We start from the raw sequence: 19,794 nt of genomic DNA, 5'->3' as shown, positions 1-19,794 counted from the left end.
CATTGATGGAGCCCTTCATGACCGGTATGTCCTATCAGCAGCTCGAGGCGCGTTTTACCCGCCTGCATCGCTACGCGCATCTGGGCGCCATGGCCGGCTGGGATCAGCTCACCATGATGCCCGAGGGCGGCAGTGAGGCTCGCGCCGAGGCCATGGCGGAGCTGAGCGTGTTAATGCATGACACGCTGACCTCGCCCGAGGTCCGCCGGCTGCTGGATGACATTGACCCGTCAACGCTTGAGCCCGAGCAGCAGGCCAATCTGCGCGAAATGCGACGCGAGGTGCGAGACGCCACCGTCATGCCGGCCGAACTGGTCGAGGCGCAGTCGCTGGCCGGTGCCCGCTGTGAAAGCGTCTGGCGTACCTGTCGACCCAACAATGACTGGCAGGGCTTTCTGCCCACTTTCCGGGAGGTGGTGCGCCTGTCCCGCGAGGAGGCCCGCATTCGCGCCGAGGCGCTGGGCTGTGGCCGCTACGAGGCGCTGTTGCGGAAGTTTGAGCCGGGGCTCACGCTCAAGGCGCTGGAGACCATCTTCGACGATATGCGTCAGTGGCTGCCGGGGCTTTTGATCGAGGCCGTCGAGTGTCAGCGCGGCCGCGAGCCCGTCATGCCCCAGGGGCCCTTTGGTGAAGACGATCAGCGCCGCCTTGGTGAGCGCGTCATGGCGTGGCTGGGATTTGATTTCGACCATGGCCGGCTTGATGTGAGTCTGCATCCCTTCTGCGGCGGCGTGCCGGATGACGTACGGCTGACCACCCGCTATCGCAGTGATGAGTGCCTGACGGCGCTGATGGGCATCATTCACGAGACCGGCCACGCCCGCTACGAACAGAACCTGCCGCTGGCGTGGCGCGCGCAGCCGGCCGGACGCGCCCGCTCGATGGCCGTGCATGAATCCCAGAGTCTCAGTCTCGAGATGCAGCTCGGGCGCAGTGCGCCCTTTATTCGCACGCTGCAGCCGTGGCTGGTGGAGAGCCTTGGCGACCAGCCGGCGTTCGAAGTGGAGAATCTGATTCATCTGGCCCAGCAGGTTGAGCCGGGTCTGATCCGGGTCGATGCCGATGAGGTGAGCTACCCGGCCCATATTCTCCTGCGTTTTGATATCGAGCGCGCCCTGATTGAAGGCGAGATCGAGGTCGAAGACATTCCCGAGCGCTGGGACGAGGGCATGCAGCGCCTTCTGGGGCTGGATACCCGCGGCAACTACCGTGACGGCTGTCTGCAGGATATCCACTGGACCGACGGCTCGTTTGGCTATTTCCCCACCTACAGCCTGGGTGCCATGCTGGCCGCTCAGCTGATGGCGGCCGCGCGCCGCGCCGAACCGCAGCTTGACGCGCGCATTGCCGACGGCGACCCGGGTCTGCTGCTTGAGTGGTTGAAAACCCATGTCTGGCAGCAGGGCAGTCTCACGGAGACGTCCGAGCTGATACAGCGCGCCACCGGCGAGGCGCTCGACCCCGAGTACTATCGACGCCACCTGCGCGAGCGCTATGTTGACGGACATTGACGGCGTGTTACCTCAACCGGTGTGGCGCTACGTTTTCTGTCGGCATGCATGCCTGTAAAACGAAGTGTTACAACAAGACCGTCATAAAGACTGTTCGACCCTGTGACATTTGTGCTGCCGGCCACCACACTTGGGCGTTCAATCTCTTGAACGTCGGGTTCCATGGCCATGGGTGTACAGGTATTTTTTCACGGCTGCCTCGACGATTTCCTGCCGCCTTCCGGGCGCGGGCAACCGGCCACGCAACGCACGCCAAGGCGCACGTCACTCAAGGATCTGGTGGAGTCTTTCGGTGTGCCGCACACGGAAGTGGCGGCGCTGACCCTCAACGATCATCCGGCGGCGTTCGAGACGCTGATCGAGCCGCTGGACAATGATGACTGTTTGATCCGCGCCTGGCCGGCGCCGGCCACGGGCGTGGCCGAACACGCCCTGCAGCCGCCGCGGACCCGCCCGGCACGCTTTGTGCTGGACGTGCATCTGGGCCGGCTGGCGCGCTATCTGCGCCTTTTGGGCTTTGACGTGTGCTGGCGCAACGATTTTACCGATGAAGAGCTGGCGGACACCTCGGCGGCTCAGCATCGCATCCTGCTCACCCGCGACCGACGCCTTTTATATCGCCGCCAGATCGTGCACGGCTATTTCGTGCGCGACACCGACCCCACCCAACAGGTTGACGAGGTCTGCCAGCGTTTTGGGCTGCACGATGAGATCGCCGCGTTCAGGAGGTGTGCGCGCTGCAACGCCTCCCTGATGAAGGTGGACAAGGCCTCGGTGGCCCATCGTCTGGAGGCACGCACCCTGCAGTACTATGACGATTTCTACAAATGCAGCAAATGCTGCCATGTCTATTGGCAGGGCAGTCATTTTGCACGTCTGTCGGCCTGGATCGAGACGCTGAAACGAACGCGTCATTGAGCCGCGAGTCTTGCCAGGCCCTGTCTGGCGGAATGACCTGATTGGCTCTTTTTAACCTCGGTATAATTGTATTACCCTAGTGTTCTTAAGGTTTGCTTCAACGAAGGTTCCTCATGAGCACGACATCCAGACGACCGCGCTCGCCGGTGGGCACCGATATTGTACCCGGCAGCGTCAGCGTCCCCCGCGGCGGTAGTGCCTTTCGACGCTTTCTGGCCTTTCTCGGGCCGGGCGCCATGGTCTCGGTGGGCTATATCGATCCGGGCAACTGGGCGACCTCGCTGGAGGGCGGGTCGCGCTTTGGCTACACGCTTTTATGCGTGATCCTGCTTTCCAACCTGATGGCGGTGCTTTTGCAGTCGCTGTGCGCGCGGCTGGGGATTGCCAGTGGGCGCGATCTGGCGCAGAGCTGTCGCGAGCACTACTCCAGGCCGGTCAACGTGGCGCTCTGGGCGCTGTGTGAGCTGGCGATCATCGCCACCGATCTGGCCGAAGTCATCGGCACCGCCGTGGCGCTCAAGCTGCTGTTCGGTATTCCGCTGGGGCTGGGGGCGGCGATCACCATCGTGGATACGGTGGTGCTGCTGATGCTGATGCGCCGCGGATTTCGCTGGCTGGAAGCCTTTGTCATGTCGCTGATGGCGATGATTTTCGCCTGCTTCGTGGTGGAGCTGGCACTGGCGCAGCCTTCCCTTGCCGGCATTGCCGACGGCTTTTTAAGCCCCGACCCAGCGATTGTGACCAATCCGCAGATGCTCTATATCGCCATCGGCATCATCGGGGCCACGGTCATGCCGCATAACCTGTATCTGCACTCGGCGCTGGTCAAAACGCGAGACTTTGAGCAAAACACCCGCGGCAAGCGCGAGGCGCTGCGCTTTGCCACCCTCGACAGTACGATCTCCCTGTCGCTGGCGCTGTTCGTCAATGCCGGCATCCTGATTCTGGCCGCGGCGGTCTTTCACAGCGCCGGGCAGACGGTGGTGGAGATCGAGGAGGCCTATGGCCTTTTGAGTCCGCTGCTGGGCGCCGGTATCGCCGCCACGCTGTTTGGCGTGGCGCTTCTGGCTTCCGGGCTCAATTCAACCGTGACGGCAACGCTTGCCGGTCAGATCGTGATGGAGGGGTTTTTACGCCTTCGCATGAAGGCCTGGGTCCGACGCCTGATCACCCGGGGGCTTGCGATCGTGCCGGTGCTGTATGTCACCCAAGTCTACGGCGATCAGAGCGTGGGAAGGCTTTTGATCCTCAGTCAGGTGGTGCTGTCGCTGCAGCTGCCGTTTGCCATCATCCCGCTGATCCGCTTTGTCTCGCGACGCGACTGGATGGGGGAGATGGCCATCGGCTGGAAGATCAAGACGCTGACCTGGGCCATCGCCCTGCTGATTCTGGTGCTCAACGTCCGGCTGGTTGCGGAGGTCTTTCAGGGCCTCTAGCGCCCGGTTGGGGCCGGCCTCTGGCGACCCGCGCTTCAGGCGTTCACGTCACGAAAGCGGGCGTTGACCAGGCAGTAACCGCCGTAGGCAATCAACCCCAGGGCCACCAGCCCCAGAAGCCAGGGGCCGAAAGGCTGTTCGGCGACGGCGCCCAGCGCGCCCCCCAGCCCGCGGGCATCGTCGGGGTTGGTGTTGATGGCCGACAGACACAAAAAAAGCGCCACGATCATGAAGACGATGCCGCGCGCGGTCAGACCGATGCGTGAGACGTTGGCGGCGATGAGGCGCTGTGTGCGGCTCATCTCGTTTAAATGCCAGTTCTTTTCATAGCTGTGGTGCCAGCCGCGCCAGATCTGGCGCAGGCCCACGCCCAGAAAGCCGAGCCCGACCAGAAAGATCGCAACGATCCCGCCCGGATGGGCCATGACGGTCCGGGTCTGGCTGCTGGTATCGCTGGAGCTGCTGCCGCCGCCATCAATCAAAAGCTCGATACAGTTGATGGCGATGCCGGCATAGATCAGGCCGCTGAGCGCATAGCCCAGCCGGGTCAGAATGCCCTTCCAGTCACGCCCCTTTCTTTCGGCATCAATGATGGCCTGTACCAGACGCCAGGCGGTATAGCCGAACAGCCCGATCGCCAGCAGGGTAATAAGAACGCTGCCAAAGGGTTGAGTGGCCAGCTCTCTGACGGCTTCCGAGGAGCCCCCGTTGCGCCCGCCCATGCCCAGTACGGCCATCATCGACAGCCAGCCGATGGTGATGTAGATCATGCCCTTGGCGGTGTAGCCGCATCGGGCAGCAATGGTCACAAGACGCTGGGTATTGCCGCTGGGATGGTCCAAGCCAACTCCGGATTGTCAGGGTGAACCCTGAAGTCTGGGAAACAATGGAGGCATTTACCAGCCTTTATTGGCCGGCACAGCACTTCTTGTACTTTTTGCCGCTGCCACAGGGGCAGGGGTCGTTGCGCCCGGCGCGGGCCATGGCAGGCGGGTCGATGACGCCGTCGACATAGCGCCAGCGCCCGGCGCTGCGTCGAAAATGCGAGCGCTCGTGAAGAATGTGCTCGGCGCCGTCCTCCAGATACCACGCCCGAAACTCCACCATGCCCTGAGCGCCGTGGGTACGTGTCTGAACGATCTCAAGGCGCTGCCAGTCCACGGTGCGCACGTTGAGCATGGGAGCGTCCTGTGGCGGGCGCCCTGGCGCGTTGTCCGCCCATGTGTTGAACAGATACTCGCCCAGCCCGCCCATGGCAAAGGCGCTGTAGCGCGAGCGCATGAGGGCTTCGGGCGTGGCGGCAGTCTGCTCTCCCCGGTGAAGCGGGCCGCAACAGTGGTCGTAATGGTTTCCGCTGCAGCAGGGGCAGATGAAATCGGTGGTCATGGGTCAAGCCTTGGGTAGTGCGCTGATCAACGTCATGCAGACAAGCGGGGTGCCGATAAGGGAAGTGGTCGCGATAAAACAAGACCGGCCGACAGTGTAGAGACTGTCGGCCGGATGTCGAGAAGCAGATCAGATATGGCGATCAGGCCTGAAAGCGCGTGCTCAGCCAGGTCAGGGCACGCGAGGTGGTGGCACGAACGCCACGCTCCAGCGCGCTTTCATCCAGACGCGAGGTCGTGATGACGCTCTTGTCGCTGATGGCGTCGCGATCGGTCAGCTCGGGCGCGGCCTTTTTCTGATGCTGCTCGTCGGACAGGACCTTCTCCTGCGACTGGTCGATCGGTTCCCCCGAGTACAGCACCCACTGATTGCTTTCACGGACCGCGTAGGAGCGTATTTCACGCGGGGCCGTGACGGTCATGTCGGGCAGGTTGTCCGTGGTGTCGCCCTTGAGCAGGCTGGCAAACCAGGCGTGACGCGAGGTTTCAACGGCCGGCTGCCAGGGCGCGCTTTCCTGCGGCGTGTGCTGGGGTGCCAGCTGCCAGCTGTCGGCACCCATCTGCTGCCACAGATCCAGACGCGGTGACTGCTGGGCAAATACCTGTGTTTCTTCCTGCGACAGGCGGGTGGCCTGAACGGCGTCGCGCGCAGGCAGGGCCGTGGTGGTCGCGCCACGCGGGGCCGGGCGGCTCTGGGCGATCTGCGCCGGCGCCTGCTGCTCTACCTGTACCGGGGTCTGTCGGGCTGAGGCCGGTGCGGCAGTCGCGACGACGTCGCCGGTACGGATCTCATCACCCAGACCGATCGGGGCGCGCTCGGAGGCGGTGTTGATCGGCTCGACAGTCGGCGCCTGAGCGACGGCGCGAACCGGTGCCGGCGCGAGTGTGTCACCGGTACGGATCTCATCACCCAGACCGATCGGGGCGCGTTCGGCGGCGGTGTTGATCGGCGTGACGGCAGGGGCCTGAGCCACGGTACGAACCGGTGCCGGGGCCACCGTGTCGCCGGTACGAATCTGACTGTCCAGACCGATGGGCGCACGTTCGGCGGCGGTGTTGACCGGCTCGACGGCAGGCGCCTGAGCCATCGTGCGCGCCGGTGCCGGGGCCACCGTGTCGCCGGTATGGATCTGGCTGTCCAGACCGATGGGCGTGCGCTCGGCGGCGGTATTGATCGGTGCGCTTGTCGGCGCCTGTGCCACGGCCCGTGATCGGGCGTGGGTGATCGGCGCGCCGGCATCCACCTGGCTGTAGAACTGAAGTTTCGGGTGCTCGGCGACCGGCTCGGGCGCAGGCTGTTGCGGTGCCGGCGCCGAGGCAGCAGGGGTGACGGCGGCCGGCTGTGCCTGCGCACGGCTTGCCGGCCGGGCCGTCGCCTGTTCACGGGTTTCACGCTCGATGGCGCGATTCATGGCCAGGGCGCTTTCGCTGTCGCTGGCATCAGGGCTACGCCCGGCCGGATTCGGGCCAAAGCTTGCGTGTGTCAGCTGCGGGTCGGTATTGGTGTGAACGACCACGGCGTGAACGTTGTCGCGCAGAAGCCACATGTCGCCGGTCTTGTCGAGCTTGGGCCCGCGCTTGAGAAATTCGGCAAGCACCTGTTCGCGGCGGTCATCCGAAGGCTGGCAGGCCATGGCGCTCGAGGCGATCTCGCCGACCTCCAGCGTGGCAGCGTCCTGTCGGGCGTTGGCGCTCAAGTGGTTGCAGCCCACCCAGGCGTCAAGACGATTGCCGGTCAGATTGACCTTCGCGCCGCTGATGTTGGTCAGCGCCGTGGCGTAATAATTCGAGGATGAAGACCCGGAACTGGCGCATCCTGCCATCAGGGTGGCCAGTGCCAGCGTGGTGAGCGTTGGCCTGAATGCGTGTCGCATGGAAACTCCTGTCGCGTTGATCATGCTACCTGTCCCGGGAGGGCGTCGGTACGAATGAAAACATCGGCACATAATGGTTATAGGGTGCAAGCATACCCTGGTGTGAGGGTAAAGATGTGATCAAAGTGATGATTGTTACATGCTGTCGCATCACACTGTTATCCTTCGCCTCTTTTACGCTTGACACTGCCCGCATCAAGGGGCGTCACATCAGGACAGGATATGGCTGACAATGATATCGGCCCGGGCGCCGAAAAGTTGCGTCGTCGGGTCATCATGCCCCGCAGTCGTCGCGCGCGCTGGCTGCTGGCCGCCTTCGCGCTGTTGCTGGCTGCCGGCTGCTGGCCGGTCATCATGCTTTTCAACCGAGCCGTGGTGGCCGCCGGGCTGCCGCTGATGGCGCTGTGGAGCTATGTCATCGTGTTCGCCAGTGTCGCGCTGATGGCGCTGGCCAACCGGCTGCTGTCAGGCGGGCACGGCGAACGCCGGTCTGCCCATTATCAGCCCTCGGAGGAGCTTCGGGAGCCATGACAGGCATGACGCCCCTGGGGTTGACCCTTCTCTATATAGCACTGGCGCTGTGGCTTGGCATCCGCGCTCGGCGCGGTCATGCCATGACGGCGCTCGAGCAGTGGGGCGTGGCCGGGCGCAGCATGAACGGCCTGGTGCTTTATCTGCTGATCGGCGCCGGCAGCGTCAGCGCCTACACCTTCATGGGCGCGCCGGGCTGGGCCTTCTCGCGCGGTGTGGCGGTCTTTTATGTCGTGATCTATCTCTCCTATCTGGCCGTGGTGGCCTGGTATTTCGGCCCGAAGGTGTGGACGCTGGGCGCGCGTTTTGGCCATGTGACTCAGGGCAGTGCCATTCGCGATCGCTTCGAGAGCACGGCGCTGGGCGCCCTGTCGGCGCTGGTCATGGCCATCGGTACGCTGGCCTACGCCGTATTGCAGACCATGGGGGCGGCCTACATTCTGGGCGTCATGAGCGGCGGTCTCATCCCGGTCTGGGCCGGCGTGCTGCTGGTGCTGGGCGTGATGGGGACCTATCTCTATATCAGCGGTCAGCGGGCGATCGGCATGACCAACGCCTTTCAGGGCGGGCTCATGCTGTTCGTGGCCTGGCTGGTGGGCATCTGGGCGGTGCATGACTTTACGGGCGGCTGGATGACCGATGCGCTCTTTGAACGTCTGGCCGCCGAACGCCCCGAGTTCATGACCCTGCCGGGGGCCAGCGGCAACATGAGTTTTGCTTTCTGGACCACGTCGATCATCGTGTCGATGCTCTCCTTTCTGCCGCCGGTCTGGACGCAGTGGATGAGCGCGCGCTCACGCGAGACGATCCGCCGCAGCGCGACCTGGCTGCCGACCTATTACGTGGTCATTCTGCCCATGGTGGTGGTCGGCTTTATCGGCATTTTTACGCTGCCGACCCTGTCACGCGCCGATACGGTGGCACTTGAAATGGCGATGCAGACCATGCCGGTGTGGCTGACCGGGCTTCTGGGCGCGGGTACGCTGGCGGCGGCGATGTCTTCGTGCGAGCCCTTTATCCACTCGGTGGCGCTGTCGGTCACGCGTGATGTCGTGCAGCCGGCGCTGCGTCTTGATGATGCTTTCACCGCGCGGCTGGCACGCTGGATGCTCTTTCCCGTGCTGGCACTGGTGGCAGTGCTGGCGATCAGCGAGCCTGGCAATCTGGTAATGATTTTGCTGGTCGGTCTGGGCTTTGCCGCCCAGGTGCTGCCGGCGTTTATCGGCATGTTCTTCTGGTTCGGGGCCACCCGCAGCGGCGTGATGGCGGGGCTTCTGGCGGGGTTTGCGGTGACGTTTGCCCTGACCGTCATCTGGCCCAATCCGCTGGGCGTGCATGCCGGCTTCTGGGGGCTTTTGCTCAATCTGCCGCTGTTTGTCGTGGTGTCCCGGCGGACCCGCCCGGCCTCCATGCCGACGCTACAGCGCTTTTATGAGGTGGCCAGAGAATTTTGACATCACAGGGTCAATATCGACAGGGGTGGCGATGGTGGCTGATGCTGCTATTGTTGCCGGTACTGGTGGGCTGTTCGGGCGTGGATGTCATCAATACGCTGACACCCGGCGGCCATACACAGCGCTTTGAGGCGATCGCCTACGGGGAGCGACCGCGCCAGCGCCTGGATATCTATCAGCCAAAGGATGCCGAGGGCCAGGCGCCGGTGGTGGTGTTTTTCTACGGCGGCACCTGGCGGGAGGGCGCGCGCGAGGACTATCGCTTTGTCGGTCGAGCGCTGGCCTCGCGCGGGATAGTGACGGTCGTGGCGGACTACCGGCTCTATCCGCAGGTGCGCTACCCGGGCTTTGTCGAAGACACGGCGCAGGCGCTGGCCTGGACTTATCGCCATATCGATCGTTATGGCGGCGATCCGCAGCGGCTTTTCGTCATGGGCCACAGCGCCGGGGCCTATAACGCCGCCATGGTGGCGCTGGATTCGCGCTTTCTGGCCGCGCAGTCGCTGTCACCCGATATTCTGGACGGCTGGATCGGTCTTGCCGGGCCCTACGATTTTCTGCCGATTACCAACGAGGATGCCCGTCCCGTCTTTGACTGGCCGAACACCTCAAGCGATACCCAGCCCATCGAGCATGTCAGCGACCGCTCGCCACCGGCGCTTTTGATGGCCTCGCATCGCGACACCACGGTGAATCCGATTCGCAATACCGCCGGCATGGCGCAAGCGCTGCGCACACACGGGGTCGCGGTGTCTGAGGCGTACGCTGATCGCACCAGTCACGTGACGCTGATCGCAGCACTGGCCTGGCCGCTGCGCTGGCTGGGGCCGGTGCTCGATGATGTGGATGCCTTTGTGCATGACACGCCGCCTCGTTCGGGCGGCAGGTCAATCAGCGCTCAGTGATGGGCATGGCCGGTGTCACCGGTCAGCGCGGTTTCGGCCAGATCCACCTCCCGCACCAGCTTGCGCAGCACGTCATCGTTGATGTGGTGCTTGCCGCGCAGGCGGTAGTACTCCCGGCGCTCGGCGCGCAGCGCTTCCACGCGGGTTTCCCGTTCCAGCGCGCGAATGGCTTCGAGTCTCGGTGTGGGGATGGTGTTGTCCCCCAGCTCCAGGCGCTGGCGATACCACGTCATCAGCTGAGAGCTGATGTCGTTGAAGGCAATGATGAACTCTTCACTGTGGTGCTCGTGGGTAAAGGTTCCCGCGCGCTGATGGTGAAAGTCCTCGATGCATCGAATGGCGGCCTCGGCGGCGGCAATCCGGGCGCGACGCTCCTCCTCAAACTCGTGGGTGTCTCGGGGCAGATCAAGATTTTTCAGCACCAGCGGCAGCCCGATGCTGCCGGTAATCAGGGTGAACATGATCACGCCGGTGGCCAGAAAGATCAAAAGCTCGCGGGCCGGGAAGGGTGTGCCGTCATTCATCAGCTGCGGCAGCGACAGCGCGGCGGCAAGCGTAATGGTGCCGCGAATGCCGGCAAGCGTTGCCGCCAGCATGACGCGCATCGAGATGGCGGCCCGGCGCTCTTTTGAAAAAAGGCGCTGAAGCCAGGTGGCACTCAATACCCAGACAAACCGGGACAGCAACAGCGCGGTCGAGATAACGGCCACATAGCCCAGAAGCCGCAGGAACTCGTGGTCGCCCACATCATGCAGCGAGTGATCCAGCGCCCCGCCGACAATATCCGGCAGTTGAAAGCCCAGCAGCAAAAAGACCAGCGCGTTGAGGGTAAATTCCAGCATCTCCCAGACGCTTTTGGTCTGCATGCGCATGTTGATCTGGCTTTCGCGCTTTAGATCCGTGCGGTTGATGACCATGCCGGCCGCCACCGCGGCCAGCACCCCGGACATGCCAAAGTGCTCGGCCAGCAGGTAGGCGGCAAAGGGCAACAGCAGCAGCAACAGCAGAATCTGGATGGTCGAGCCTTCGCCCAGATGGCGCTCGATCAGGCGCGTGCGGATCACGTTGAACAAAAACGCGACCGCTGCCCCCACCAACAGCCCGCCAATCGAGATGATGAAAAAGCCAAGCGTGGCATCCACCACCGAGAAGGTGCCGGTCAGGGCCGCGGCCACGGCAAACTTGAAGGCCACCAGGCCCGAGGCATCGTTCATCAACGACTCGCCTTCCAGAATGCGCATCAAACGCGGCGGCACCGGCAGTCGACCCGAGATGGCCGATACGGCCACGGCATCGGTGGGGGAGAGAATGGCAGCAAGCGCAAAGCACACCGGCAGCGGCAGCGCCGGCAACAGCCAGTGGATGAAGGTGCCCACGCCCAGCACGGTAAAGAGCACCAGGCCCAGCGCCAGCGCCAGTATCGGCCCGCGAAGCACCATGAACTCACGCTGGGGGAAACGTCTGGCATCGGCAAAGAGCAGCGGGGCGATAAACACCAGCAAAAAGAGCTCGGGTTCAAGCTCCACGTTCAGATCGATGCCCGGCAGGGCCAGCAGCGCCCCAAAGGCGATCTGCACCAGGGGGGTGGGCAGTGCCGGCAGAAAACGGGCAGCGACACCGGTGGCAGAGGCCACCAGCAGCAGAATCAGTACGAGAAAGACGGCATCCATGGCTTCAGGCTATCGAATGGAGTGGAAAGGCGTCGTCACGGTAGACGAGGCGCAAGGCAGCATACCGTATTTCCGCAGGCAGGGGCGTGCCGACAGCAAGGCGCTGCCGGTACATTGATGAGCTCAGCGTGTTTGTGAAATCAGCGCCCTCTCGATCGGACCCGGCCCCCGCGCCAGCGCATAAATGGCCGTCGCTCGGGGCCTGGCGGTCGACAAAAGGGAGCCAGAAGCTGTGATACAGTGAGTTTCCTTCGGCAGAACGGCATCGCGTCCTGTTACACGGTTTGACAGGGGGATGCCGCCTGTCCTTTTCTGAAGTCGGATAAACAACTATTAAAGGTATCCGTATGCAGATTCGTAATGTCATGACCGGAGTGTTCGCCCTTTCGATGATGGGGGCAGCATCTTCTGCGCTCGCCGACACATGGCGCTTTGGCCTTGAGGAAACCGAAGGCAGCGTCCAGTACGCTTATGCAGAGGCCTTCAAGGATCTGATCGAACAAAACAGCGATGGTGATATTACTGTCCAGATTCTCCCCTACGGCGTCTGGGGCTCCAACTATTCGGCCCTGTATGACGCGCTCCAGAGTGGCGCCATTCCCATCTCCTTCGGGTCGGGCTTTCTGGGGGGCACGGTGCCGGAAAGTCAGTTGATGAGTCTCAACTACGTCATGCCCAACGATCAGCTGGAAACGGCGGAGATCCTCAACTCCGATGCGTTCATGCAAAGCGAGGCATGGCAGCAGTCGTTTCGCAGTCGTGGGCTGGTACCGCTGGCGGCCGTTCCGGAAGGCTTCCAGGTGTGGACTGCCAACAAGGAAATTCGCACCCCCGAGGACATGAAGGGCCTGCAGATTCGCGTCATGGACAACAGCCTGCTGCGCGCCACCTATCAGGCCTATGGCGCCGCGCCCATTACCATTGCCTACGGCGAGCTTTACAGCGCGCTCCAGCAGGGCCAGGCCGAGGGCAACATCCAGCCGGTCTTTGCCCACGAAAACATGGGCTTTTATGAGGTGCAGGATTACATGGTCTTCGCCGAGCAGGCGCAGTTCATCGGCAATCTGATCGCCAATGAGGAGTGGTACGAAGCGCTGCCCGACGATCAACAGGCGGTGCTGCAGTCCACGCTCAAGGAAATGGTGCAAAAGGGGCACGACATCCAGACGCAGTTCAACGCCGAGCGCCTTGAGACCATTCAGGACAACAGCGACATCAATATCATCCATCTGGATGAACAAGAGCGCAGTCGCTTTCGCGAACTCGCCCGGCCGGTCCGTCAGGTCTATGTCGACATGGTCGGTGAGCGGGGTCAGCAGGCTCTGGATATCCTGCTCAAACAGGTCGATCAGAGCCAATCCGGCTCCAGTGACAGGGATGACAGCGATCAGGCGTCCTGATCTGCTAAACCCCTGATGGTATAAAAACGCCCGCAGGCAACACCTGCGGGCGTTTTTTATTCGCTGCGGTCAGCAGTTGCCCGGCATTTTTTTATGCCAGTTCAGGACAGTATCGCGTGTGATCGGCGCTCAGTCCCCGCCCAGCGACGGCAGCAGCAGCGAAATCTGCGGAAAGACAATCAGAATCAGCGTGGCCAGCAGCAAAATGAGAATAAAGGGTGGCGTGCCCCGGATGACCTCCATATAGGGGCGTCGAAAAACGGCAATGGCCGTAAAGATGTCGCAGCCGAAGGGCGGCGTGGCCGAGCCGATGGCCGCCTGCAGGGTCACGATAACCCCGACATGCACCGGGTCCAGCCCGGTTGACTGCACCAGCGGCTTGAAGATGGGCACCAGGATCAGGATGACCACGATGGGGTCGACAAACATGCAGCCGATGAAAAAGGCCACGGCAATCAGAAGCAGTGCCAGAAACTGGTTGTCGCCGATGCCCTCGATCAGCGGTGCAAGAATCTGCTGCGGCACGCCGGCCGTGGCCAGGGCCTGGGAAAAGGCCGCGCCGATCGCCACCAGCACAAAGACCACGGCAGTAATCATGCCGGTCGAGAGCGCCAGACTGCCGAGATCGCGAATTTTAACCTGACGGTAGATCACCACCTCCAGCAGCAGGGCATAGGCGACGGCCACCGCCGAGGCCTCGACGGCACTGAAAAAGCCCCCATAGATACCGCCGACCACCAGAATCGGAAAGCCCAGCGGCAGAATCACCCGGCGAAGGGCGCGCCTGCGCTCGCGCCATGAGGCCTTCGGGTCCGGCTCGATGCCCTTCAGGCGAGAGTCGATCCAGCAGTAGAGCGAAAACATCACCATGATCAGAAAGCCGGGCAGAATACCGGCCAGAAAGAGATCGCCGATCGAGGTCTGCATCGCCACGCCATAGATAATGAAACCGATGCTGGGTGGAATCAGCAGGGCGACATCGCTGGCGTTGATGATCAGGGCCAGCGTAAAGGAATCGGAATATCCCTTTTTAAGCAGGCGAGGGCGCATCGGCCCGCCCATGGCCACCACGGTCGCCTGGGTCGAGCCTGAAACGGCGCCAAACAGTGCGCAGGAGGCGGCGGTGGTAATGGGCAGACCGCCACGCAGGTGGCGGGTAAAGGCGTCCACCACATCCAGCAATCGATTGGCGGTATGCCCTTTGGTCAGAATGTCGGCGGCAAAGATGAACATTGGAACGGCGGCCAGCACCCAGCTGCCAACGCCATTGATCATCCAGCTGACCGCCTGGTCCGGGCCAAAAAAGGTCATTCCGGTAAACATCATATACAGCGTGCCGGCCGCCAGGGGGACCATCATGGGAAACCCCAGCAACAGCAGCACGAGCATGAGCACGCCAAGCCCCATCAGCATGATATCTCTCCTCTTGTTGTTATAATTGATCCATCGTCATCAATGGTATCGCCACGATTACCGGTCGCCTGACGTGCTGGCGTCTTCGGCCGCACTGCCCGTTGGCGGCGCGTCGCTGTAGCCCTCCTGTTCCGTGAGAGAGCGCCAGATGCCGGGACTTGTCAGGTTGCGGACGAGGGTCAGCACATACTGAATACCGGCCAGCGCAAACCCGATGGGCAGAGCGAGATAAATGATCCACAGCGGCATCTGCAGTGAGGCACTGGTACGGCCACGGTCATGGAGGGTGATGACGTACTCGATGGATTTGTAGCTGAAATAGAACATCAGCGCGGCCGTTCCAAGACAGATCAGCATCAGCAGTACCTTGCGGGGCTGACCGCCGAGCTGTTCGTAGATGGCCGACATGCTGATGTGGCGGGCGTGACGGGCGGCGTAGCCCACGCCGACAAAGGTAATGATCACGATCAGCATCTCGGTAATTTCATAAGTACCGGCGATGCCCTGACCAAAGGCAATGTTGCCCACGACGTGGGCACTCATCAAAAACGCCATGGCAAGAATGCTGCCGGCAACGATGGTGCGTTCGATCAGACCCAGCCCGCGATCAAGCAGCAGCAACGTCCGCAGCAGCGCACTCGAGGGCTGATCATCGCTGCGTGAAGATGAGATTCGGCTCATTGGATTTTGTCCTTGTTGTAAAGAGCATGTCCTTGTCGTGAAAAGCGCATCACCGACAATACCCGCCTGCTTCTTTATAACAAGGGGCAGGCGGATATCACCAGTATCGTCCTGCCCGACGCTGTCGACTCGCTCAGCGTTTCGTTCGTGAGGTCAGCGCCATCTCGACCAGATCCAGTTCGCGCACCAGCCGGCGCAGCGTGTCGTCATCGATCTGGTGAATCGAGCGCAGGCGATAGTATTCGCGTCGCTCGGCGCGTATGGCCGTCAGGCGCATCTCGCGGGAGAAATGCTGATCATGCTCGTGACGCTCTGAGCTTGAGCGCTTGTCGTTGATGGTCATCAGGTTGCGGTAGTAGCTGATCATGCGCGCGCTCGACTCGGTCAGTACCGAGCGTTCAAGCTCCGAGTCGTGGTGCTCCTGCGCGTCGTGATACCAGCCCTCGATGGCCTCGATGGCTGACAGGGCCGCAGCGTGGCGCGCCGAACGGGCCTCTTCATCGCGCCAGCTGTCGTCGGGCTTGTCCATGCGTCGTAAAAGCAGGGGCAGAGCAATGCTGCCCACCAGTAGCGTAAAGAGAATCACGCCGGTGGCCAGAAAGATTACAAGCTCCCGACCCGGAAAGGGCTCGCCGCCGGGCAGGGTCAGCGGTAGCGACAGCGCCGCGGCAAGCGTGATGGTGCCGCGGATGCCGGCTATCGTGCCCACTGCCATGACGCCACTGGACATCGGTACGTGCGCCGAGCGGCGCCGGCGTGACGAGAATCGGGACAGATAGATCGCGCCCATGATCCAGAAAAGACGCAGCAGCATCAGTGCCAGCGAAATCACGACCACATAAAAGGCAAGCTCTGCCAGCGTGAAGCTGCGCACATCATTGAGCGAAACCTGAATGGCCCCGCCGATGATGTCCGGCAGCTGCAGCCCCAGCAGCAAAAAGACCATCGCATTGAGCAAAAAGGTCAGAATTTCCCAGAAATGGTTCATCTGCATGCGGGTGCGGGTCTGGGCGTAGCGCTTGAGCTCGGTGCGATTGATGGTAACGCCGGCCGAGACGGCGGCCAGAATTCCCGAGCCTTCCAGGTGCTCGGCAATCAGGTAGGCGGCAAAGGGAATCATCAGCATGACCAGCAAAATTTCGGTCGAGGACTCGGTGCCGCGCCGGTCGATCAGTTTGCGTCGAATGGTCGAGAAGACAAACGCAAGCCCGATGCCGACCGAGATGCCGATAAAGGTGATCAGGGCAAACTGCAGGCTGACCTGGCCAAACGAGAAGGCGCCCGTCATGGCCGCGGCCACGGCAAACTTGAGCGAGACCAGCGCTGATGCATCGTTCATCAGCGACTCGCCCTCGAGAATGTGCATCAGCCGTGGCGGGACACCCAGCTTGCCGGAGATGGCCGACACTGCCACGGCATCGGTCGGCGACAGGATGGCGGCCAGGGCAAAGCACACCGCCAGCGGCAGGTTGGGCAACAGCCAGTGGATCAAAAAGCCCGCCCCGACCACGGTAAAGAGCACCAGCCCCACGGCCAGAGCAATGATGGGATGGCGCAGCGAGGTCAGCTCGCGCTGGGGGAACTGCCAGGCATCGGCAAACAAAAGCGGCGGCACAAACAGCAGCATGAAGGTTTCGGGTTCCAGGTTGATATCCAGAGGCGTATTCAACCAGGCAAGCAGGGCGCCGATCACGATCTGTAAAATGGGCAGGGGAATACGCGGCATGAACCGTGCCAGTATGCCGCTGCCGGCAGCGACCAGAATCAGTGATAAGGCCAATAACACGATATGCATCAATGACGTCCTGTCACGTTGTTCCTGTTTTTTTGATGGGGGCCGAGAGAAATGGTTGCATCCGTACCGACATGATCAAACGTTATGGTACCCGGTGTGATCACGGTCTGAATCGATACAAGGGGTTCACCATGGGGGCGAACAAAAACCGGCACCTCGTTTGAGGTGCCGGCGGATGCTCACAGCCCGTGCACTTGGCACGTGATGTTGCAGGATCAGGCGTGCTGCTTTTTGTGACGCCCTTCCTTGATCTCTTCAATCAGCTTGTTGTTGAAAGCGTGGAGATCCTTCGGCGTGCGGCTGGTGACCAGCGCGCTGTCACAGACGACTTCGCTGTCTTCCCACTGGGCGCCTGCGTTTTTCAGATCCTGGGCGATGGTGGGTACCGACGTCAGGCGACGACCGTCGACCACTTCGGCGTTGATCAGAATCCAGGGCGCGTGGCAGATGGCGCCGACCGGCTTGCCGGCCTTGAAGAAATCGCGCACAAAGCTTAGCGCCTTTTCATCGGTACGCAGCGTGTCCGGATTGAAATGACCGCCCGGCAGCATCAGCGCGTCGTAGTCATCGGCGCTGACTTCCTCAAGAACCTTGTCGACCGGATACTCATCACCCCAGTCGGTTTCCGCCCAGGCCTTGATGCCATGCTTTTTGAGCGACACCACGTGCACTTCGATGCTTTGTGCTTCCAGCGCCTTTTTGGGCGAGGAAAGCTCGGATTCTTCAAAACCGTCGGTGGCCAGAATGGCGACCTTTGTACCTTTAAGTTCGCTCATGTCGGAACACTCCTTGTCTTTGACATTGAATAATGGGTCGGGGAGAACGCCTTACGCGTGCTGCTTTTTATGACGCCCTTCATGAATCTCTTCGATCAGCTTGCTGCAGAAGGCGTCCAGATCCTTCGGCAAACGGCTGGTGACAAAGGCGCTGTCGCAGACGACTTCGCTGTCTTCCCATTTTGCACCGGCGTTTTCCAGATCCTTGCGCAGCGCGGGCACCGAGGTCATGCGGCGACCGTCGACGACGCCGGCATTGATCAGGGTCCATGCCGCGTGGCAGATGGCACCGACCGGCTTGCCTTCCTCGAAAAAGCCGCGCGCGAAGGTCAGCGCCTTTTCATTGGTACGCAGGTTGTCGGGGTTGAGCACGCCGCCCGGCAGTACCAGCGCCTGATAATCATGCGAGCTGACTTCATCAAGGCTTTTGTCGACGGGATAGTCTTCGCCCCACTGGGTTTCGGCCCATGCGCGAATGGTGCCGCGTTCGGGTGCGACGATATGAACTTCGATGCCTTCAGCGGCCAGCATGGTCTGCGGTACGGCAAGCTCGGACTCTTCAAAGCCGTCGGTGGCCATGATCGCGACGCGAACGCCCATTAAATCCTGACTCATGTTGCTCCCCCAATCCTTTGGTGGTTTCGATGTGTGCCTCCCTTCGACCTATGGCCGAAAGGAGTGCATTTCAAGGGTAGTTCACTGCCATGACGCGGCGATGACGCATTTACTGTCATGGATCAAGGTACGTGGCAGACCGAGCATGTGGCGCCTCGTTCCTCGTCGGCGACGCCATCCTTTCCAGCGACACCGTCATGTCGCCTTGTGCCTCGCTTTTCGTCGGCGGCGCCATCCTTTTCAGCAACACCGTCATGTCGCCTTACGCCTCGTTTTTCGTCGGCGGCGCCATCCTTTTCAGCAACGCCGTCATGTCGCCTTACGCCTCGCTTTTCGTCGGCAGCGCCATCCTTTCCAGCAACACCGTCATGTCGCCTTACGCCTCGTTCCTCGTCGGCGGCGCCATGAACTCCGGCCCGACCGGGTCGGTGATGCATTCCGTGAGGATGGCATCGATGTCGTGCATGGCCTGATCGTTGAGCGACCAGCCCATCACTTCATTGGCGGGGTCGAGCTGGTCCGGGCGGCGGGCGCCCCACAGGGCCACCGAGACGCCCGGCTGGTCGAGCAGCCAGCGCAGGGCCAGATGCAGCACGCGCTTGTCGTAGTGCTCGCGGGCGTAGGCGTCGAGCTTTTCGACGGCGCTGATGTACTGCTCAAAGCGCGGCGACTGAAACTTGGGGTCGCTGTTGCGCAGGTCGTCACCGCCGAAGGTGGTGTTGCGATCCATCTTGCCGGAGAGCAGGCCGCGGCACAGCGCGCCGTACGTCAGGGTGCCCACACCGTCCTCACGAATGGCCGGCAGGATGTCGTTTTCGATGTCGCGTTCGAACAGGTTATAGGGCGGCTGCATGGTGGACAGCGGGCAGATCTCTTCGAACGCGCGCATCTGCTCGATCGAGAAGTTCGATACACCCACGGCCCGAATCTTGCCGCTTTGCCTTAATTCCTTGAGCACCGTGGCGGCTTCCTCGACGTCAACGGTCGGGTCCGGCCAGTGCAGCTGATACAGATCGATGTAGTCGGTCTGCAGCCGCTTGAGACTGTCGTTGATCTCCTGCTCGATGCGCCCGCGGCTGGCATCACGGTACGGGCCGTCATCGTTCCAGTTCAGGCCGCACTTGGTGGCCAGCACCGCCTTGTCACGAATGCCGCCTTCCTTCAACGCCTTGCCGACCAGGCGCTCGGACTCGCCAAAGCCGTAAACGGCGGCGGTGTCGATGCAGGTAATGCCGCGATCGATGGCGCTCTGGACGGTCGCAATCGACTGCTTTTCGTCGGTACCGCCCCACTTCCAGCCACCGATGGCCCAGGTGCCCAGCGCAATGCGCGAGGGCTTGAGATCACTGTTGGGGAGTTGGATCGTTTCCATCGAAAGCTACCTCCTTGAGGCTCGAATATCTGAAACCGTGCGACATCATGATTAGGCC

General features: G+C 62.0%; 17 protein-coding genes. 7 read left to right on the top strand and 10 right to left on the bottom strand.

Annotation, left to right across the window (positions count from 1 at the left end):
• Positions 1-17: 17 nt before the first annotated feature.
• The 3 genes from ACS92L_RS10150 to ACS92L_RS10140 all read left to right on the top strand — a co-directional run bounded on the left by ACS92L_RS10150 (position 18) and on the right by ACS92L_RS10140 (position 3,865).
• A complete protein-coding gene (locus ACS92L_RS10150; RefSeq protein WP_438764617.1) occupies positions 18-1,511 on the top strand; it encodes a carboxypeptidase M32 in 1,494 nt (497 codons plus the stop codon).
• Positions 1,512-1,679: 168 nt separating this feature from the next.
• On the top strand, positions 1,680-2,429 hold the full coding sequence (locus tag ACS92L_RS10145) for a Mut7-C RNAse domain-containing protein (RefSeq protein ID WP_438764615.1): 750 nt from the start codon (positions 1,680-1,682) through the stop codon (positions 2,427-2,429).
• Between the two features lie 113 nt (positions 2,430-2,542).
• Positions 2,543-3,865, top strand: a complete 1,323-nt coding sequence (locus tag ACS92L_RS10140) for an Nramp family divalent metal transporter (protein ID WP_438764614.1) — start codon at positions 2,543-2,545, stop codon at positions 3,863-3,865.
• A 35-nt stretch (positions 3,866-3,900) separates the two neighbouring features.
• On the opposite strand, the gene ACS92L_RS10135 is transcribed toward ACS92L_RS10140, so the two are convergent.
• The 3 genes from ACS92L_RS10135 to ACS92L_RS10125 form a co-directional block, all read right to left on the bottom strand.
• Positions 3,901-4,707, bottom strand: a complete 807-nt coding sequence (locus ACS92L_RS10135; RefSeq protein ID WP_438764612.1) for a DUF1206 domain-containing protein — start codon at positions 4,705-4,707, stop codon at positions 3,901-3,903.
• 64 nt (positions 4,708-4,771) lie between these two features.
• A complete protein-coding gene (locus ACS92L_RS10130) occupies positions 4,772-5,251 on the bottom strand; it encodes a YchJ family protein (RefSeq protein WP_438764611.1) in 480 nt (159 codons plus the stop codon).
• A 142-nt stretch (positions 5,252-5,393) separates the two neighbouring features.
• Positions 5,394-7,124, bottom strand: a complete 1,731-nt coding sequence (locus ACS92L_RS10125) for an META domain-containing protein (protein WP_438764610.1) — start codon at positions 7,122-7,124, stop codon at positions 5,394-5,396.
• A gap of 222 nt (positions 7,125-7,346) precedes the next feature.
• Here ACS92L_RS10125 and ACS92L_RS10120 point away from each other — a divergent pair, with 222 nt between their 5' ends.
• From ACS92L_RS10120 to ACS92L_RS10110, 3 genes are read left to right on the top strand one after another with little or no spacing between them, the layout of a single operon-like run.
• Positions 7,347-7,655 (top strand): hypothetical protein, encoded by a 309-nt coding sequence (locus ACS92L_RS10120; protein WP_438764609.1) that lies wholly within the window; start codon positions 7,347-7,349, stop codon positions 7,653-7,655.
• On the top strand, positions 7,652-9,109 hold the full coding sequence (locus ACS92L_RS10115) for a sodium:solute symporter family protein (RefSeq protein ID WP_438764608.1): 1,458 nt from the start codon (positions 7,652-7,654) through the stop codon (positions 9,107-9,109). The genes ACS92L_RS10120 and ACS92L_RS10115 overlap by 4 nt, the downstream gene beginning before the upstream one ends.
• A 41-nt stretch (positions 9,110-9,150) precedes the next feature.
• The gene (locus ACS92L_RS10110) at positions 9,151-10,014 is read left to right on the top strand and encodes an alpha/beta hydrolase (protein ID WP_438764607.1); all 864 of its coding nucleotides are present in this window, start codon (positions 9,151-9,153) and stop codon (positions 10,012-10,014) included.
• Here ACS92L_RS10110 and ACS92L_RS10105 read toward each other — a convergent pair.
• Positions 10,008-11,684 carry a Na+/H+ antiporter gene (locus ACS92L_RS10105; protein WP_438764606.1) on the bottom strand — a complete coding sequence of 559 codons (1,677 nt, stop codon included), beginning with the start codon at positions 11,682-11,684 and terminating at the stop codon, positions 10,008-10,010. The genes ACS92L_RS10110 and ACS92L_RS10105 overlap by 7 nt on opposite strands.
• Positions 11,685-12,031: 347 nt before the next feature.
• Between ACS92L_RS10105 and dctP the strand changes: the two genes are divergently transcribed.
• Positions 12,032-13,084 (top strand): TRAP transporter substrate-binding protein DctP, encoded by a 1,053-nt coding sequence (dctP, locus tag ACS92L_RS10100; RefSeq protein WP_438764604.1) that lies wholly within the window; start codon positions 12,032-12,034, stop codon positions 13,082-13,084.
• Positions 13,085-13,213: 129 nt separating this feature from the next.
• Here dctP and ACS92L_RS10095 read toward each other — a convergent pair whose 3' ends face one another.
• The 6 genes from ACS92L_RS10095 to ACS92L_RS10070 form a co-directional block, all read right to left on the bottom strand.
• Complete coding sequence (locus ACS92L_RS10095; RefSeq protein WP_438764603.1) at positions 13,214-14,497, bottom strand: TRAP transporter large permease; 1,284 nt, start codon at positions 14,495-14,497, stop codon at positions 13,214-13,216.
• A 57-nt stretch (positions 14,498-14,554) separates the two neighbouring features.
• Entirely contained in the window at positions 14,555-15,178 is a 624-nt protein-coding gene (locus tag ACS92L_RS10090) for a TRAP transporter small permease (RefSeq protein WP_438764601.1), read from the bottom strand.
• A gap of 133 nt (positions 15,179-15,311) precedes the next feature.
• A complete protein-coding gene (locus ACS92L_RS10085; protein WP_438764600.1) occupies positions 15,312-16,973 on the bottom strand; it encodes a Na+/H+ antiporter in 1,662 nt (553 codons plus the stop codon).
• 215 nt (positions 16,974-17,188) lie between these two features.
• Positions 17,189-17,749 carry a type 1 glutamine amidotransferase domain-containing protein gene (locus tag ACS92L_RS10080; protein ID WP_438764598.1) on the bottom strand — a complete coding sequence of 187 codons (561 nt, stop codon included), beginning with the start codon at positions 17,747-17,749 and terminating at the stop codon, positions 17,189-17,191.
• Between the two features lie 51 nt (positions 17,750-17,800).
• Complete coding sequence (locus ACS92L_RS10075) at positions 17,801-18,364, bottom strand: type 1 glutamine amidotransferase domain-containing protein (protein ID WP_438764596.1); 564 nt, start codon at positions 18,362-18,364, stop codon at positions 17,801-17,803.
• Positions 18,365-18,740: 376 nt separating this feature from the next.
• Positions 18,741-19,736, bottom strand: a complete 996-nt coding sequence (locus ACS92L_RS10070) for an aldo/keto reductase (protein ID WP_438764594.1) — start codon at positions 19,734-19,736, stop codon at positions 18,741-18,743.
• Positions 19,737-19,794 lie beyond the last annotated feature (58 nt).

Source organism: Kushneria halocnemicola (assembly GCF_965650455.1).
Classification (GTDB): domain Bacteria; phylum Pseudomonadota; class Gammaproteobacteria; order Pseudomonadales; family Halomonadaceae; genus Kushneria.
This window is presented reverse-complemented; position numbering and strand designations above follow the sequence as displayed.